Source organism: Pseudomonas sp. SGAir0191, assembly GCF_002812565.2.
GTDB classification, from domain to species: Bacteria; Pseudomonadota; Gammaproteobacteria; order Pseudomonadales; family Pseudomonadaceae; genus Aquipseudomonas; species Aquipseudomonas parafulva_B.
The window spans coordinates 1,738,094-1,754,028 of the sequence record NZ_CP025035.2 but is presented as its reverse complement, the minus strand read 5'-3'; the positions used below and the strand labels follow the sequence as shown (position 1 = coordinate 1,754,028).

16 protein-coding genes and 2 pseudogenes are annotated in these 15,935 nt (G+C 63.4%); 8 read left to right on the top strand and 10 right to left on the bottom strand.

All coding sequences use genetic code 11. From position 1 onward, the window contains the following. Nucleotides 1-49: 49 nt before the first annotated feature. Complete coding sequence (locus CWR53_RS07975) at nucleotides 50-532, top strand: LEA type 2 family protein (protein ID WP_100851199.1); 483 nt, start codon at nucleotides 50-52, stop codon at nucleotides 530-532. A gap of 18 nt (nucleotides 533-550) precedes the next feature. Here the strand turns inward: CWR53_RS07975 and CWR53_RS07970 are convergent, their stop codons facing one another. After that, nucleotides 551-814 carry a hypothetical protein gene (locus tag CWR53_RS07970; RefSeq protein WP_058605664.1) on the bottom strand — a complete coding sequence of 88 codons (264 nt, stop codon included), beginning with the start codon at nucleotides 812-814 and terminating at the stop codon, nucleotides 551-553. 122 nt (nucleotides 815-936) lie between these two features. On the opposite strand from CWR53_RS07970, the gene CWR53_RS07965 reads away from it, so the two are divergent. Beyond that, a complete protein-coding gene (locus CWR53_RS07965) occupies nucleotides 937-1,257 on the top strand; it encodes a YqjD family protein (protein WP_027914998.1) in 321 nt (106 codons plus the stop codon). A 24-nt stretch (nucleotides 1,258-1,281) separates the two neighbouring features. On the opposite strand, the gene CWR53_RS07960 is transcribed toward CWR53_RS07965, so the two are convergent. Then, complete coding sequence (locus CWR53_RS07960; RefSeq protein ID WP_058605665.1) at nucleotides 1,282-1,899, bottom strand: tRNA-(ms[2]io[6]A)-hydroxylase; 618 nt, start codon at nucleotides 1,897-1,899, stop codon at nucleotides 1,282-1,284. A 156-nt stretch (nucleotides 1,900-2,055) separates the two neighbouring features. On the opposite strand from CWR53_RS07960, the gene CWR53_RS07955 reads away from it, so the two are divergent. Next, nucleotides 2,056-2,916: a universal stress protein gene (locus CWR53_RS07955; protein ID WP_100851198.1), complete on the top strand. Its 861-nt coding sequence runs from the start codon at nucleotides 2,056-2,058 to the stop codon at nucleotides 2,914-2,916. 188 nt (nucleotides 2,917-3,104) lie between these two features. Here the strand turns inward: CWR53_RS07955 and CWR53_RS07950 are convergent, their stop codons facing one another. From CWR53_RS07950 to CWR53_RS07935, 4 genes are read right to left on the bottom strand one after another with little or no spacing between them, the layout of a single operon-like run. Next, the gene (locus tag CWR53_RS07950; protein WP_058639388.1) at nucleotides 3,105-3,308 is read right to left on the bottom strand and encodes a formate dehydrogenase subunit delta; all 204 of its coding nucleotides are present in this window, start codon (nucleotides 3,306-3,308) and stop codon (nucleotides 3,105-3,107) included. Further along, complete coding sequence (gene fdhF, locus CWR53_RS07945; protein WP_100851197.1) at nucleotides 3,305-6,175, bottom strand: formate dehydrogenase subunit alpha; 2,871 nt, start codon at nucleotides 6,173-6,175, stop codon at nucleotides 3,305-3,307. The genes CWR53_RS07950 and fdhF overlap by 4 nt, the downstream gene beginning before the upstream one ends. Beyond that, nucleotides 6,172-7,731 (bottom strand): NADH-quinone oxidoreductase subunit NuoF, encoded by a 1,560-nt coding sequence (locus CWR53_RS07940; protein ID WP_100851196.1) that lies wholly within the window; start codon nucleotides 7,729-7,731, stop codon nucleotides 6,172-6,174. The genes fdhF and CWR53_RS07940 overlap by 4 nt, the downstream gene beginning before the upstream one ends. Further along, the gene (locus CWR53_RS07935) at nucleotides 7,725-8,207 is read right to left on the bottom strand and encodes a formate dehydrogenase subunit gamma (protein WP_100852603.1); all 483 of its coding nucleotides are present in this window, start codon (nucleotides 8,205-8,207) and stop codon (nucleotides 7,725-7,727) included. Before CWR53_RS07935 ends, CWR53_RS07940 begins: the two co-directional genes overlap by 7 nt. Before the next feature lie 403 nt (nucleotides 8,208-8,610). Between CWR53_RS07935 and CWR53_RS07930 the strand changes: the two genes are divergently transcribed. After that, on the top strand, nucleotides 8,611-9,036 hold the full coding sequence (locus CWR53_RS07930) for a GFA family protein (RefSeq protein WP_100852602.1): 426 nt from the start codon (nucleotides 8,611-8,613) through the stop codon (nucleotides 9,034-9,036). Next, nucleotides 9,029-9,358 (top strand): hypothetical protein, encoded by a 330-nt coding sequence (locus CWR53_RS07925; RefSeq protein ID WP_058605671.1) that lies wholly within the window; start codon nucleotides 9,029-9,031, stop codon nucleotides 9,356-9,358. Before CWR53_RS07930 ends, CWR53_RS07925 begins: the two co-directional genes overlap by 8 nt. An 82-nt stretch (nucleotides 9,359-9,440) precedes the next feature. Here the strand turns inward: CWR53_RS07925 and CWR53_RS07920 are convergent, their stop codons facing one another. The 3 genes and pseudogenes from CWR53_RS07920 to CWR53_RS23460 form a co-directional block, all read right to left on the bottom strand. Further along, the gene (locus CWR53_RS07920) at nucleotides 9,441-11,081 is read right to left on the bottom strand and encodes a methyl-accepting chemotaxis protein (protein WP_100851195.1); all 1,641 of its coding nucleotides are present in this window, start codon (nucleotides 11,079-11,081) and stop codon (nucleotides 9,441-9,443) included. A 63-nt stretch (nucleotides 11,082-11,144) separates the two neighbouring features. Then, nucleotides 11,145-11,291 (bottom strand): annotated as a pseudogene (locus CWR53_RS23465) (methyl-accepting chemotaxis protein); the annotation flags it as partial. Between the two features lie 171 nt (nucleotides 11,292-11,462). Further along, nucleotides 11,463-12,065: pseudogene (locus CWR53_RS23460) on the bottom strand (PAS domain-containing protein); the annotation flags it as partial. A gap of 833 nt (nucleotides 12,066-12,898) precedes the next feature. On the opposite strand from CWR53_RS23460, the gene CWR53_RS07910 reads away from it, so the two are divergent. Continuing rightward, entirely contained in the window at nucleotides 12,899-13,216 is a 318-nt protein-coding gene (locus CWR53_RS07910) for a chorismate mutase (RefSeq protein ID WP_100851193.1), read from the top strand. A 42-nt stretch (nucleotides 13,217-13,258) separates the two neighbouring features. Here the strand turns inward: CWR53_RS07910 and CWR53_RS07905 are convergent, their stop codons facing one another. Next, complete coding sequence (locus CWR53_RS07905; protein WP_309147993.1) at nucleotides 13,259-14,182, bottom strand: LysR substrate-binding domain-containing protein; 924 nt, start codon at nucleotides 14,180-14,182, stop codon at nucleotides 13,259-13,261. Nucleotides 14,183-14,410: 228 nt separating this feature from the next. Between CWR53_RS07905 and CWR53_RS07900 the strand changes: the two genes are divergently transcribed. Continuing rightward, entirely contained in the window at nucleotides 14,411-15,256 is an 846-nt protein-coding gene (locus CWR53_RS07900) for a transporter substrate-binding domain-containing protein (RefSeq protein ID WP_100851192.1), read from the top strand. A 12-nt stretch (nucleotides 15,257-15,268) separates the two neighbouring features. After that, the gene (locus CWR53_RS07895) at nucleotides 15,269-15,931 is read left to right on the top strand and encodes an amino acid ABC transporter permease (RefSeq protein ID WP_023534227.1); all 663 of its coding nucleotides are present in this window, start codon (nucleotides 15,269-15,271) and stop codon (nucleotides 15,929-15,931) included. Nucleotides 15,932-15,935 lie beyond the last annotated feature (4 nt).

The window sequence follows — 15,935 nt, the reverse complement described above, 5'->3', positions numbered from 1 at the left end:
GCCGAGCATTTGCCACACTGCCGGACGATTCTTTCCAAGGCCTTGCCCCATGACCCTTCGCCCTTTGCTCATCACCCGTCTGCTTACTGTCCTGCTGATGTCGGCGACCTTGAGCGCGTGCGCGCTGTTGCAACCCCGGGATCCGGTTTCAATCAGCGTGATCGGCTTGGAGCCCTTGCCTGGACAGGACTTGGAGTTGCGCATGGCGGTAAAGCTACGGGTGCAGAACCCCAATGAGACACCGATCGAGTACAACGGTATTGCAGTGAACCTGGAGGTCAACGGCCAGCCATTGGCAGCGGGCGTCAGCGACCAGGCCGGACAGATTGGCCGGTATGGCGAGGCGGTGATCCAAGTGCCGGTGAGCATCACCGCATTTGCGTTTCTGCGCCAGGCCTATGGGCTAGGCAAGCTGAACACGCTGCAAGGCCTGCCCTACACGCTGCGCGGTAAACTGGCCAGCGGCCCTTTCGGCACGGTGCGGTTCAGTGACAAAGGCACGCTGGACCTGCCCAAGGGCAGCGAGTGGTAAGGCGGCACATGCACCCGCTCAGCGAGCGGCGCTGGCAGCGGCCATCAGCTTGTTGACTTCGCTGCGCACCATGCTGGCGTATTCGGGCGGGGTCATGTTGTCCAGCTCATTGCGCACCCATTCGGCCCACTTGCCCTTGCGCCGAGGTTTTTCGGCGATAAGCCGGGCCGCCTCGCCCTTGGCCTTACCCAGGTTGGCCTGCCACATCTCGAACAGCCGGGCTTTCTCGGCCTCGATCTGTGCCCGTTCCTCGTAGCTCATGTTGGCCAGATTGAAACTCATGAATCACCTGCCTGATGGAAATGACCGGTATCTTACACCAAGGCGCCAGCGCCCACTGCGAGGCAACTTTTCTGGCGCACGAGTATCCATTGTTCTAACGACCCGTCCAAGAGGAGCATGGCATGGCCCGTAAAAATGCCGCAGTACCCGACAGCGACCAGATCAAGGACCAGGTATTCAGCGAGCTGCAAGCGCTGATCGAAGAATCCGAGCGGTTGCTCAACGACAGCGCTGCGCTGGTTGGCGAAGAGGCCGAAACCCTGCGCACCCAGATCAGCCTCAAGCTGCGTCAGGCCCGGGAAGCGGCCGGCAACCTGCGTGACAAGGCAAAGCCCATGGTCGCGGCCACCCAGGACTACATTGGCGGCCACCCGTGGCAGACCGTGGCACTTTCAGCGGGCGTTGGCCTGGTGGTGGGCCTGCTGCTGGGCCGGCGCGACTGACACCTACCCTGCCGCCTGCTGCGCTCAGGCGGCCAGTGCCAGCGGTATACCGCTGTGGAAACGCAGCTCTTGATCCGGTGAGGCGATGAGTTCCGCTTCAGCGGCGCGTACCAGTTCAACCCGGCGCGCGATGTCCGCCTCATCGCCATAGTGGTGCGCCAACTTGAGGTAGCCCTGATAGTGGCGCGCTTCACTCTTGAGCAGGCCGTGATAGAAACGGCCCAGTTCTTCATCCAGGTGCGGCGCCAGGGCCGCGAAGCGTTCGCAGCTGCGTGCCTCGATGAATGCCCCGACCACCAGCGTATCTACCAGCTTGACCGGCTCGTGGGCACGCACCAGGCGACGCAGGCCCGAGGCGTAGCGACCCGCCGACACAGGGCGCAGGGGTACGCCCCGGCGCTTCATCAGCCGCAAGACCTGTTCGTGATGAACCAGCTCCTCGCGCGCCAGGCGCGACATCATGTTGATCAGGTCAACATGGGTGTTGTACTTGGCGATCAGGCTCAATGCCGTGCTGGCCGCCTTGAACTCGCAATTCTTATGGTCGATCAGCAGTGTTTCCTGATCGGCCAGCGCCGCCTCGATCCAGGCATCGGGTGTAGGGCAGCCCAGGAAGGCGTCGATTTCAGGGATCAGGGACATAAACGATACGACCATACAGAGACAGACAGGGGCGGCGATTATAGCGGCGGCAGGCAACGGCGTCAGTGGCTATGCTTGATGTGCATCAAGCGTCAGCGCCACGCGCGCGGCCTATAGTCTGGCACCGCCTGCCCACGTTCCAGGGAGTACACGCCCATGCAAGCCGTCCGCAGCATTCTCGTCGTCCTTGACCCTGAGCACGCCCACAGCCGGGCGCTGACGCGCGCCAAGCTGATCGCCAGCGTCACTGGCGCACGCCTGCATTTGTTGATGTGTCACAAGCGCCGCGATCACAGTGCGCTGTTGAGCCTGCTGAGCAAGCAGTTGCAGGAAGACGGCTTTGACCACGTCACCCATGAAGCGGCGTGGCGAGACAACCTGCATCACACCATCATCCACGTGCAGCAGCGCGAAGGCTGCGAGTTGGTGATCAAGGAGCATCGCCCCGACAATCCGCTCAAAAGGGCCCTGCTCACCCCTGCCGACTGGAAGCTGCTGCGCGCCTGTCCGTGCGCGGTGCTGATGGTCAAGAGCGAGCGCCCATGGACCGGCGGCAACGTGCTGGCGGCGGTGGATGTGGGCAACCAGGACGAAGACCACCAGCGCCTGCATGCCAGCATCGTCGACCACGGCTACGAGATTGCCAGGCTGGCCAAGGGGGCGCTGCATGTTATCAGCGCCCACCCATCGCCGATGCTGTCGGCGGCCGACCCTGTCTATCAACTGAGCGACACCATCGAACAGCGTTATCGCCAGGCGTGCGCGGCTTTCCAGGCACAGTACGGTATCGCCGAAGATTGCCTGCACGTGGCCGAAGGCCCGGCCGATGTGCTGATTCCCCATACCGAAAAACAGCTGGATGCGGTGGTGACGGTGATCGGTACCGTGTGCCGCACAGGGCTTACCGGCGCGTTGATTGGCAATACCTGCGAGGTGGTACTCGATGCACTGGATGGGGATGTACTGGTGTTGAAGAGTGAGGAGGCGATGGCGCATCTGGCGGAAGCAGCACGGTAGTGAGCCGCATGCAGCCCCCTGTAGGAGCGGCCTAGTGCCGCGATGGGCCGCAGCGCGGCCCCGGCAATATGCGCTGCGAAGCTGAAATTCTGGGGCTGCTGCGTAGCCTGTCGCGGCCGGTCCGGTACCCCAGCAAGGCCGCCAAACGGCACCTCGCCAGCCGTGTACTAGATGACAGCTAACCCCTTCTAACCCAACGCCTCCTTCACCTTAGGATCCAACCCCTCCCCCGCATTGGCCTCGATCCATTCTCCCAGCTGCCGGCGCATGGCCGGCGTCCAGAAGTTGTGTAGATGCTGGCGAACGCCCTGCACAGCCAGGTCCCGATTCGGCTCGCTGTCGAAGTAGTGGGCAATCTGGTTGGCCATCTTCACCAAGCTGTCCTGGCTCATTGGCGTACCTCGGCTTTCTCGGCGGATCGGCGCTCCTGCAACAGCCGACGCTGTTCGTCGCTGAAATCCTGGTAACGCTTTTGCCACTCAGACGGCTGGAACACTTTGACCACCTCCACTGCCGTTACCTTGTATTCGGGGCAGTTGGTCGCCCAGTCGGAGTTGTCGGTGGTGATCACGTTCGCGCCCGACTCCGGGAAGTGGAAGGTGGTGTAAACGACGCCTGGCGCCACGCGGCTGCTGACCTTGGCGCGCAGCACGGTCTGCCCGGCACGGCTGCCGATACCGACCCAGTCACCGTCCTGGATGCCACGGCTTTCGGCATCGGTCGGGTGGATCTCGAGGCGATCGGCATCGTGCCAGGCGACGTTGCCCGTGCGCCGGGTCTGGGCACCGACGTTGTACTGGCTGAGAATGCGCCCGGTGGTCAGCAGCAGCGGATAGCGGCTGTTGACCTTCTCGTCGGTCGGTACGTACCCGGTCAGCATGAACCGCCCCTTGCCCCTGACGAACTGATCGATGTGCATGGTGGGCGTGCCATCGGGCGCTGCATCGTTGCACGGCCACTGCAGGCTGCCGTGGCGCTCGATTTCGGCGTAGCTCACCCGGCGGAAGGTCGGCGTCAAGCGGGCGATCTCATCCATGATCTCGGCGGGGTGACGGTAGTTCATCGGGTAGCCCAGCGCATTGGCCAATGCCACGGTCGCTTCCCAGTCGGCCTTGCCCGCCAGTGGCTCCATGACCTTGCGAACCCGTGAGATACGGCGCTCGGCGTTGGTGAACGTGCCGTCCTTTTCCAGGAACGAGCTACCTGGCAGGAACACATGGGCGAACTTGGCGGTCTCGTTGAGGAAAATGTCCTGCACCACCACGCACTCCATGGCCAGCAGGGCGGCGGTAACGTGCTGGGTGTTCGGATCGCTCTGGGCGATATCCTCGCCCTGGCAGTACAACGCCTTGAAGCTGCCATCCAGGGCCGCTTCGAACATGTTGGGGATGCGCAGGCCCGGATCAGGGTGCAGCGTCACACCCCAGGCCTGCTCGAACTCGGCCCGTACACCTTCGTTGGAAATGTGCCGGTAACCCGGCAACTCGTGAGGGAACGAGCCCATGTCACAGGAACCCTGGACGTTGTTCTGCCCACGCAGCGGGTTGACCCCTACCCCTTCACGGCCAATGTTGCCGGTGGCCATGGCCAGGTTGGCAATGCCCATTACAGCGGTGCTGCCTTGGCTGTGCTCGGTCACGCCCAAGCCATAGTAGATGGCCGCGTTGCCGCCGGTGGCATACAACCGGGCCGCGGCGCGAATCTGCTGCGCTGCAACGCCACACACCTCGCCCAGCACTTCGGGGGCATTTTCCGGCAGGCTGACGAAGTCGCGCCAGCGGGCGAATTCTGCGGCTTCGCAGCGCTCGTCGATAAAGTCCTGGGCCAGTAGCCCCTCGGTCACGATCACATGGGCCAGGGCGTTGAGCATGGCCACGTTGGTGCCGGGACGAAGTTGCAGGTGCAGCTCGGCCCGGGCATGGGGCGAATCCACCAGGTCGATGCGGCGAGGGTCGATCACGATCAGGCGTGCACCTTCGCGCAGACGGCGCTTGAGCTGTGAACCGAACACCGGGTGCGCATCGGTCGGGTTGGCGCCGATGACCAGCACCACATCGGCCTTCATCACCGAATCGAAGCTCTGCGTACCGGCCGACTCGCCCAGCGTCTGTTTCAAGCCATAGCCGGTGGGGGAATGGCAGACACGCGCGCAGGTGTCGACGTTGTTGTTGCCGAAGGCCGTGCGCACCAGTTTCTGAACCAGATAGGCCTCCTCGTTGGTGCAGCGGCTGGAGGTGATACCGCCAATGGATTCCCGGCCATACTTGAGCTGGATGCGGCGCAACTCGCTGGCGGCGTAGGCCACCGCCTCGTCCCAGCTCACTTCCTGCCACGGATCTTCCAGGCGCTTGCGAATCATGGGCTTGGTGATGCGGTCCGGGTGGGTGGCGTAGCCCCAGGCAAAGCGGCCCTTGACACAGGCATGGCCGTGGTTGGCTCCGCCGTTCTTGTCCGGGACCATGCGCACCAGTTGGTCGCCCTTCATTTCGGCACGGAACGAGCAGCCAACCCCGCAATAGGCGCAAGTGGTGATCACCGCACGTTCCGGCTGGCCCAGTTGCACCAGGCTTTTCTCGGTCAGCGTCGCGGTCGGACAGGCCTGCACGCAGGCGCCGCACGACACGCACTCGGACGTCAGGAAATTATCGCCGCCTGCCGCCGCCACCCGGGATTCGAAGCCACGTCCGGTGATGGTCAGGGCAAAGGTGCCCTGGATGTCTTCGCAGGCACGCACGCATCGGCTGCAGACGATGCACTTGCTGGGCTCGTAGTCGAAGTACGGGTTGGAAATGTCCTTCTTTTCGGCCAGATGGTTGGCACCGTCATAGCCGTAGCGCACCTCGCGCAGCCCCACCTGCCCGGCCACGCTCTGCAGTTCACAGTTGCCGTTGGCCGAACAGGTCAGGCAATCGAGGGGGTGATCGGAGATGTACAGTTCCATCACGTTACGACGCAAGCCCGCCAGGCGCGGCGTTTCGGTGCGCACGACCATGCCTTCGGTGACGGGCGTGGTGCAGGAGGCCGGGTAACCGCGCATGCCCTCGATTTCCACCATGCACATGCGGCAGGAGCCGAAGGCTTCGAGGCTATCGGTGGCGCACAGCTTTGGAATGGTCGTGCCAAGCAGGGCGGCTGCACGCATCACCGACGTACCAGCAGGAACGCTGATCGCGCGGCCGTCGATGTTCAGGCTGACCTGCACTTCGCTGTCACGGGCTGGCGTGCCCAGGTCGGTTTGCGGATCGAAGATATGGATCATTGCGCGGCCTCCGCTTGGGTCAGCCCGAAATCGGCAGGGAAATACTTGAGGGCGCTGGCGACCGGGTAAGCGGTCATGCCGCCCATGGCGCACAGCGAGCCGTACTGCATGGTGTCGCACAAATCGCGAAGCAGCAGTGCCTGGTCATGGCGCTCGGTGATGTCATCGCTGGCAATCAGCCGGTCCACCACTTCCATGCCACGGGTCGAGCCGATACGGCACGGGGTGCACTTGCCGCAGGACTCCTCGGCACAAAACTGCAAGGCGAAGCGGGCCATGCTGGCCATGTTCAAGGTGTCGTCGGCCACCACCACACCGCCGTGGCCGAGCATGGCGCCCACGGCCGCGAAGGCCTCGTAGTCCAGCGGCGTGTCGAAATGGCTGGGGGGTACCCAGGCGCCCAACGGCCCACCCACCTGGGCCGCCTTCAGCGGCCGGCCACTGGCCGTGCCGCCGCCGTAGCCCTCCACCAGTTCACGCAGCGTCAAGCCGAAGGCGCGCTCCACCAGGCCGCCGTGGCGAACATTGCCGGCCAGCTGGAACGGCATGGTGCCCAGCGAGCGGCCCATGCCGAAATCGCGGTAGAACGGCGCCCCCTTGGCCAGGATGAGAGGCACCGAGGCCAGGGTCAGCACGTTGTGCACCAAGGTCGGCAGGCCGAACAGGCCTTCCAGCGCCGGGAGCGGCGGCTTGGCGCGAACGATGCCGCGCTTGCCTTCGATGGATTCGAGCAGCGCGGTTTCTTCACCGCAAATGTAGGCGCCTGCGCCCACGCGCACTTCGAGGTCGAACGCCTTGCCGCTACCGGCCACATTGGTACCCAGGTAGCCTGCCTGGCGTGCGATGACGAATGCCTGGTCGAGTGTGGCGATGGCGTCCGGGTACTCCGAGCGCACATAGATGTAGCCCTTGTCGGCACCCACCGCCAGGCCAGCGATGATCATGCCCTCGATCAACAGGTACGGGTCGCCTTCCATCAACATGCGGTCGGCGAAGGTGCCGGAGTCGCCTTCGTCGGCGTTGCACACCACGTACTTCTGGGCAGGCTTGGCGTCGCGCACGGTGCGCCACTTGATGCCGGCAGGAAACGCAGCCCCGCCACGACCACGCAGGCCGGAATCGAGCACGGCAGCCACCACCTCGGCGCCGTCCATGGCAACGGCCGCTTCCAGGCCGGCAAAGCCGCCATGGGCACGGTAATCGTCCAAGGACAAGGGGCGAGTAATGCCAGCACGCGCGAACAGCAGGCGCTGCTGGGTCTTGAGGTAAGGCATGTCCTCCACAGGCCCCAACGCCAGCGGATGGTCTGCCTGCCCACCGATCATGGCGTCCAGCAGGCCGGGTACATCCTGCGGCGTCACCGGCCCGAAACCCTGCCGGCCCTGCTCGCTGTCGCACTCGAGCAGCGGCTCGAGCCAATAGAGGCCACGGGAACTGGTACGCCGAATGTCCAGCTGCACATTGCGCCGCTCGGCCTCGCGCTGCAACGCCTCGACCACCTGGTCTGCGCCGACGGCACGGGCCACCGAATCGCGGGGGACATGGACCTTCAGCATGTGGCGCCCTCCTGGCAACCCTTGACCAACTCGCGTAGCCGCTCGGGCGTGAGCCGGGCGTGCACCTGACCGTCCAGTTCAAGGGCTGGCGAACAGGCACAGGCGCCCAGGCAATAGACCGGGCGCAGGCTGATGGCACCGTCGGCGCTGGTGCCATGGTCATCGAGCGCCAATTGCTCGCGCAGCTGCGCGGCCAGGGCCTCGGCGCCACGGCTCTGGCACGACTCGGCCCGGCACAGGCGCAGGGTGTGCCGGGCTGGCGCGGCAGTGCGGAAATCATGATAGAAGCTGATGACGCCATGGACCTCGGCCCGGCTCAGGTTGAGTGCGTGGGCGACCTCGCCGACGGCGGCATCGGGAATGTAGCCGACAGCATGCTGGATGGCGTGCAGTATCGGTAGCAGCGCACCAGGCGTTTCTTGGTGATCGGCCACGATACGTTGGACAGCGGGCAGGTGGAGCATTTGATCAGGCATACAGCGGACCTCGGCATCACGGCCCGCCCCTGTTGTTGTATTGGCGGGTTCCGGCGTGTTCTGCTGCGGCGCGCCAGCCACGTCACGGTTGCGTGGAGCAGGCGGCCTCCTTGCCATCGTCCATGCGTCTGCGCGCGGGTCCAATGGCATCCTGCAAGCATGGCACTTGCTGCACCGGAAGGTTGCGCGCGAACGACCAGCCGCATTCTGAAACCGACGTCCCACGGCTTTACGGGCTGATCGAGCTTCGGGCTCGCCAGCACGCGCTTGTGCCCCCTGACGGTCAAGGACGTGCGAAAACCGCTTCCCAGGCACCTGCCACCGACACGTGTGGCCAGAACCGGCTCGACTCCCCTTGGCGCTACGTTTAAGCTGGCGCCTTTTCCTACGCATGGAATCGCGTTTGTCTAGCACATACCAGGGAAGCTGCCTTTGCGCGGCAATCGGTTATGAACTGCTCGGCCCGCCCAGGGCCGTCAGCCACTGTCATTGCAGCCAGTGCCGCAAAGGCCATGGGGCTGCCTATGCCTCATACGGCAGTGTGCCGCGTGAGGCGCTGCGCATGCTGCGCGGCGCTGACCAGCTTGCGGCCTATGCCTCGTCCCCCACGGTCCTACGGCAATTCTGTGCAGCCTGCGGCTCGAGCCTGTTCTGGTCACGCAATGCAGGCCAATACGCCGATTGGATCTCAATCGCCCTTGGCACGCTCGATACCCCCTTCGTACCCACACGTGATACCCACCTGCATCTCGACGTCGCGGCGCCCTGGCACCTGCCATCGACCCTGTCGAACGAGATCGACCCACTGAAAAGGAAGCCCAATGCGTAAACTCAAACTCGCCCTCGCCGCCCTGCCGTTCTTCGTCATCGCCGGTTGCGGGAACGACGCCCTGGAAGGCACCTACGAGCAAACCACGACCGTGATGGGTATCCAGAGCCCGAAACAGACCTGGGAGTTTTCCAAGGACTACATCATCACCAACGGCAACAAGCTGAAGGTGGATGAATGGGAGCGCAAGGATGACGTGGTCACCGCGCGCAACAAAGATGGCATGGCGCTGATCAACGTACGCGTGCTCGACGGCGGCAAGCGCCTGGAGGCCGTCGGCGGTAGCGACATGGCCAAGAACGTCTTCGTGCGCGTCGACTGAAAGCCCTCGCGCCGCCCTCCGCAGGTAAGTGCACCACTGCGGTGGGCGGGGCATGACACGCTACAGACCGTCTAAGCCCTGTTCAGAGCTTGAAGGTGCTGACCATGTCGTTGAACGAGATGGCCAGGCGGGACAGTTCCTGGCTGGATGCGCTGGTTTGATGCGCACCGGCCGAGGTCTGGGTCGACAGGTCCTGGATGTTGATCAGGTTGCGGTCCACCTCGCGGGCCACATTGGCCTGTTCTTCGGACGCCGTGGCGATCAGCAGGTTGCGGTCGTTGATCTGGGCGATGTTCCGGGCGATCCGCTCCAGCGATTCCCCGGTCGCCTGGGCCAAGGCCTGGGTGCTATCGGCCAGGTTTCGGCTGTTGCCCATGGCCTTGACCGCATCGTCGGCACGGGCCTGAACGCCTGTGATCATGGCTTCGATCTCGCCCGTTGAGGCCTGGGTACGCGCCGCCAATGCCCGCACTTCGTCTGCCACCACCGCAAAACCTCGGCCCTGCTCGCCAGCCCGCGCCGCCTCGATGGCCGCGTTGAGCGCCAGCAGATTGGTCTGTTCGGCAATGCCGCGGATCACATCGACCACCTTGGCGATGTCGCGCACGCTACCGGCCAACTCCCCAACGATGACCGTGGACTGTCCGATTTCGCTGTTCACGCTGGTTATGGCCTGCACGGCTTCGCGCGTCTGGTCACGGCCACTGGCCGCTTCCGCGGACGTCTGCCGGGAGGCTTCGGAGGTGGAGGTGGCGTTGCGTGCCACTTCCTCGACCGCCGCACTCATTTGCGTGACAGCCGTGGCGGCCAGCTGAATTTCATCATTCTGGCGCGTGAGCCCGCGGGTGCTTTCATCGGTGACGGCGTTGAGCTCTTCGGCCGCGGAGGCGAGCTGATCCGCTGCGTTGGCGATTTGCTCCAGGGTGCGCTTGAGGCCTTGCTGCATGACCCCCAGGGCGTTTAGCAGTTGGCCGGTCTCGTCGGCGTGACCTGTCGCCACGGGTTTGCTCAGGTCGCCGCCTGCGATGCGCTCGGCCGTATTGACCGCCAGCGCGATCGGTTTGCTGATGACCCGGCTAATGAACATACCCAGCAAAATGGCGGCTACGAACGCCGCACCGATACCCAGGTACAGGTTGAACTTGGCCGCCGCCTCGTTGTGTTTTGCAGCTCGCGCACCTTCATCGATCTGCCGGTTATTGGACTCGACCATGGTGGTCAATTCGTCGAGCACGGTACGAAATGCCTGGTGCAATTCGCCGGCCATCAATTGCCTGGCTTCGGCCAAGTCACCTCGTGCGATGGTGGCCACCGTCCGATCCATGACGGCCTGGTAGGCTGGCCAGTCCTTTTCCATGCGATCGCCGGCAAGGCGTTCATCATCGGCCAAGGGCGTTGCTCGATAGATCGCGAATGCCTGCTCGCTGCTCTGCCGGTTTTCTTTCATGGACGCAAGAATGGCAGCGCGTTCAGCTTCGGGCGCATTGATTGCGGTAGCCGCTACAAGCCGGTAAAGGTCCCGGCTCTGGGCAATGGCACTGGAGCGCGCCTCTGCAACTTGTGCCACTGACACGAGGTTGTTGGAAAACACCAGCTGCAAGCTGGACGAGAGCGAGCCGATTCCTTGGCTACCGACAACTCCTACACTCAAGGTGATCAGTGCGCACAGCACGAAAGCGAGGTACAGCTTGACCGACAACCTGGCGTCATAGAACCAATTCATGAGTTAAACCCTGGAACGAAGTGAGAGAAAAACCAGCTGTCAGCCGCGCATCATGTCGGCCGCCTGCTCGGTGGCCTCCGTCGTGCGCGTGGCCAACTTGCGTACTTCATCGGCCACCACCGCAAACCCCCTGCCCGCCTCCCCGGCACGTGCTGCCTCGATAGCGGCATTAAGCGCCAGCAGGTTGGTCTGGCTGGCAATGCTCTGAATGGTGCCGACGATCTGGGTAAGCTTGGTGATGTTGGATTCCAGGGTGCGCTGGTGCGCAGCTTCGGTCTCACGCATGGCAGACTGCTGGTGCTCCAGATCAACGTCCACCAATGCCCCGACCACACGTAACGGCGCGCCGTAGGGGTCGCGTTTGGTCTGGCCACGGGCGCGGAACCAGCGGTACTCCCCGCTTTTCATTTTCAATCGGTACTCGATGTCGAACGGCGTCTTGCCCGTACGGTCGTTCAGGTGCGCCTGGAAGGCTTCCAGGCTATAGGCCTTGTCCTCCGGGTGCAGGCGTGAGGCCCAGCTGTCCAACACGTCCGGGAATTCTTCGACGGTTTCGAAGCCCAGCAAACGGCGGAACTGCGGCGACCACCAGAAGGGGTTCTTGGGATTGACCGGGTCACCGGCGATCACTTCCATGTCCCACAGCCCGTCCGAGAGCATTTCCCGCGCCAGTTCGAAACGGGTGATGATCACGTCGTGCTCTTGTTCGCGCTGCAACTCGTCGTGGATGTCGCGCAAGGCGCCTGCAACGCGCAAAGGCACGCCCCGTGCATCGCGCAGGGTTTCGCCCTGGGCGATGAACCAGCGGTAGCTGCCGTCCTTCATGGCCAGACGGTTGCGCACCCGGTAAGGAGTCATGCCTGATTTGTCGTTCAGGTGGCGAGCGAAGGCCTCCAGCGTAGCGGCCTTGTCTTCCGGGTGCAGGCGGTCAGCCCAGCTGGCCAGGACATTGGGAAAATCGCGCTCGTCGCGAAACCCCAGCATTTCGCGAAATTGCTGCGACCACCAGAAGCGGTTGCGCGGGTTGACCGGGTCACCTGCCACCACTTCCATGTCCCACAGGCCTTCACTGGACGCACGATTGACCAGGTCAAAGCGGGTTTCCGAGGCGCGCGCATTGGCGTCGGCTTCGGCCAGCATCAACCGGGCGTTTTCCAGCTCGCGCTCAAGCTCGGCTATACGGCTTTCACGCTCAGTGGCATGCAACTCACGCGAGGTCCATTCACGTTGCACGTTTATCCAACTGGCGGCAGTGCGGCCACCGTCAGTATGTGTTTGCGGGAGGGAGGCAGCCAGCTGTGTGAGCGCCTGGCGCTCGCCGCGGTTACGAAAAAGATGAAGCATGGGTCGGTACTCGGAGGAAGACAAAAAAGACCAATCCCTGGCTTCGCTACCGGGTCACGCACGGCAATCGCAGGGAGCGACCACTGCTGCCGGACCGGTAGTGCGTACTACGACAGCGGCACAACGACAAAGGTTGCGCAACAATGCCATCATTACGATATCAGTTATGGGAGGGTGCTGGGCAAGCCCCCTGCAGGCCGCTTGCGCCGGCAACCTATACAGTCACATCAGCAGGAACGATCAAGGACGCTTGCCGTCCTGCGCCCTTTTGCCAGCCAGTTCAGCGGCCGCGCGCTTTCGGCTCTGGTGCCGACGGTAGTCACGCGTGCCCGCAAGACCGCCCCCCAAAAAGAAACCATCGGTAGCGACCTCATCACGTTATAGTCGCCCCAAGCCCGCTGAACGGGGCTAAGACCCTGGTCATGGTCTGCCAAACACTCCAACAGCCTGTTCATCAGCAAGAGGTGCATGACATGGAAGTACGGTGTACATCGATCGAAGACGTTCGCGCCCACATAGATGACATAGACCGGCAAATCGTTGCGTTAGTAGCACGTCGTGGTAACTACGTGGCCCAGGCGGCCACCTTCAAGAAAACCTCCACCGATGTCCGCGCCCCGGCGCGTGTTGAGCAGGTCATTACCAAGGTACGGAACCTGGCGCACGAAAGCGGCGCTTGCCCTGACGTCGTGGAAAGCGTCTACCGCTCCATGATCGGCGCATTCATTGAACAGGAACTCAAGGAACATGCCAGGCTGCAGGCAAATGCCGCAGCGAGCCCTGTGCCCTGACAGCGAGTGCCCGCGGGTCGATCCTGGCCACGGGCAACCAGCTTAATGCCGATAGCCGCCCGCGATGCACGCCTGCGCCGCCTCCCCCAACATCTCTCCCGCCAACACCCGAAACCGTCGAGTCAGCACGTTCTCAGGCCGGTCGGATGAGAGCAGCAGATACGTGTAGAACCGCAACTGCGGCGCAAACGGCCGTATGTCGATGCCGGTGTGCAAGTATTCTGCCGCCACTAGCGGACTGACCACGCTCACCCCCAGCCCTAGCCCGACAAGTGAGCACACGGTGGCGGCATGGGTGGCGTCCAGGTTGAGCACCCGCGGGTCATCCTCGGCGAACAGCCGGTCGAGCCGCGTGCGGGAGCCGTCGGTATGCGACAGCGAAATGAATTCTTCGCCCTTGAGGTCTGCGGGGGTAACGGCCTGCAAGGCACCGAGCCGGTGGCCCTTGGGGAAGATACACACGCCAGGTACATCGCAGATGATCTGGGACTGCACGCCCGCCATGTCCTCGGCCACATAGGACACCAGGCACACATCACAAAACCGGGTCGCGGCCCAATGCGCCACGTTCGGCGAGTCGTTGGTGTGGATGGAGATATGAACGTGCGGGTTCTGCTGGCGAAAGCGCTGGATGATCTTGGGCAGCAGACCATGGGTCAGGGACGGCACCGCACCGATCCGCAACTGCCCGGTACCGCCGCGCTTGAGGTGCTCTGCGGAGGTTTCCAGGCTGTGCAGCCCAATGAAGGCGCGCTCCACGTCGGCGAAGAACTGCGCGCCCTCATCGGTTGGCAGCAAACGCCCCCCTACCCGTTCGAACAACTTGAATCCATTGGCCCGTTCCAGTTGCGCGATCAGCCGGCTGACATTGGGCTGGGAGGTATGCAGCGCCTGCGCCGCTGCTGTCATGGAGCCGCTGAGCATGACCGCGCGGAAGGTTTCGATCTGCTTGAAATTGATGGCCATATCATTTCTGCATGACGGGTTGATGTATTGTCATTTGATTGCATGACGCGCAGATTTTATAACTACAACCACATCGACGTCTGCCCCGAAGCAGCGCGATACCCCCGAGCGCCTACCGGCAACAACACCCATAAAAACCGGTGCTCCAGCGTCACTTCAGCTCTGCCCTTGTACTCACGCATCGCCCCCGCACAGTGGCGCGATGCAGCCCGGTAATCAGGAGGCATCATGTCGTTCTCGTACAAAAAACTAAGTGCTGCACTGGCCCTGGCGTGCGTATCGTTGGCGGCGGTATCCACCGTTCAGGCCACCGATCTGCCCGCCGTCCCCGCAGCCATCAAGGAGGCGGACCACCTGCGCGCTGGCGTGCGCTGCGACCAGCCACCGTATGGCTACCAGGACAACAAGGGTGAATTCGCCGGCGTCGAGGTCGAGATGGCCAAGCAGATTTCGCTATGGGCCCTGGGCTCGAAGGACAAGGTCAGCTTCACCTGCGTGACCGCCGAAAACCGTGTGCCGCAGCTGCTGGGGCGCAAGGTGGACTTGCTGATCGCCACCCTGGGCGTCACTCCAGAACGCCAACGGGTGATCGACTTCACCACGCCCTACCGGTGGGGCGCCAGTGACGTGGTGGTGAAGAAGGACAGCCCGGCCCGCACGATTGCCGACCTCAAGGGCAAGACCCTCGCCACACTCAAAGGGTCGGTGCAGGCCAAATGGTTCGAAGACCACATGCCCGACGTCAAGACCCTGCGCATGAACAGCGCCGCCGATGCCTTGCAAGCCTTTCGCCAGGGCCGCGCCGACGCCTACACCCACGATGCCGCCACCCTCGTGGTGGTCGCCGACAACGACCAGGATGCCCGCCTGATAGGCCAACCGTTCCAGATCTCTGACGCGGCCATCGGCGTGCGCAAGAACGAAGCGCAGTGGCGCGACTTCCTGAGCGCGGCGGTATTGCGCATGCGCGAGGAACACCTGTTCCGAGACTGGGTGCAGCAGTTCGTACCCGAAAACATCCAAAGCTACTACATCAGCGTCTTCGAGCAGGCCAAGCCTGCCGAAGCGCTTTGATCGGCCGCCATCATGGAGTTCGACGTCCATTATCTGGTCGAGCAATGGCCTGCCCTGCTCGACGGTGTGCTGATGACACTGCGCATCACAGCCCTGGCCATCCTCTGCTCGCTGTTGATCGGGGTGCTGGGCGGGGCGGTGCGCGTCATGAAGATCCCGGTGCTGTCCCAGGCAGTGGCGCTGTACGTGGAGCTGATCCGCAATACGCCGATCCTGGTGCAGTTGTTCTTCATCTTCTACGGCCTGCCGGCCATTGGGCTTGGGTTATCGCTGTTCTGGTCGGGTGTGGTGTGCCTGTCGCTGTGGGCCGGTGCGTACCAGATCGAGAACATCCGCGGCGGGCTGGCCACGGTGGAGCGTGGCATGCGCGAGGCGAGCCTGGCACTGAGCCTCAAGCCCGTGCAGTACTTTGCCCTGATCGCCATGCCCATCGCGTTTCGCACCAGCCTGCCGGCGATGCTCAACACCGCGATTTCCCTGCTGAAGAACTCTTCCTACCTACAGGCCATCGGCCTTGCGGAATTGACCTTCGTCGCAGTGGACCGCATCGCCACGGACTTTCGCGCCATCGAGATGTTCACGGCCATCTGCGTCATGTACCTGGTGCTGGTGGGGGTACTCGCGTTGATGACTGCGCGGCTGTCCGCCCACCTGCAACGCCCTTTCCGGCAGTGAGGCG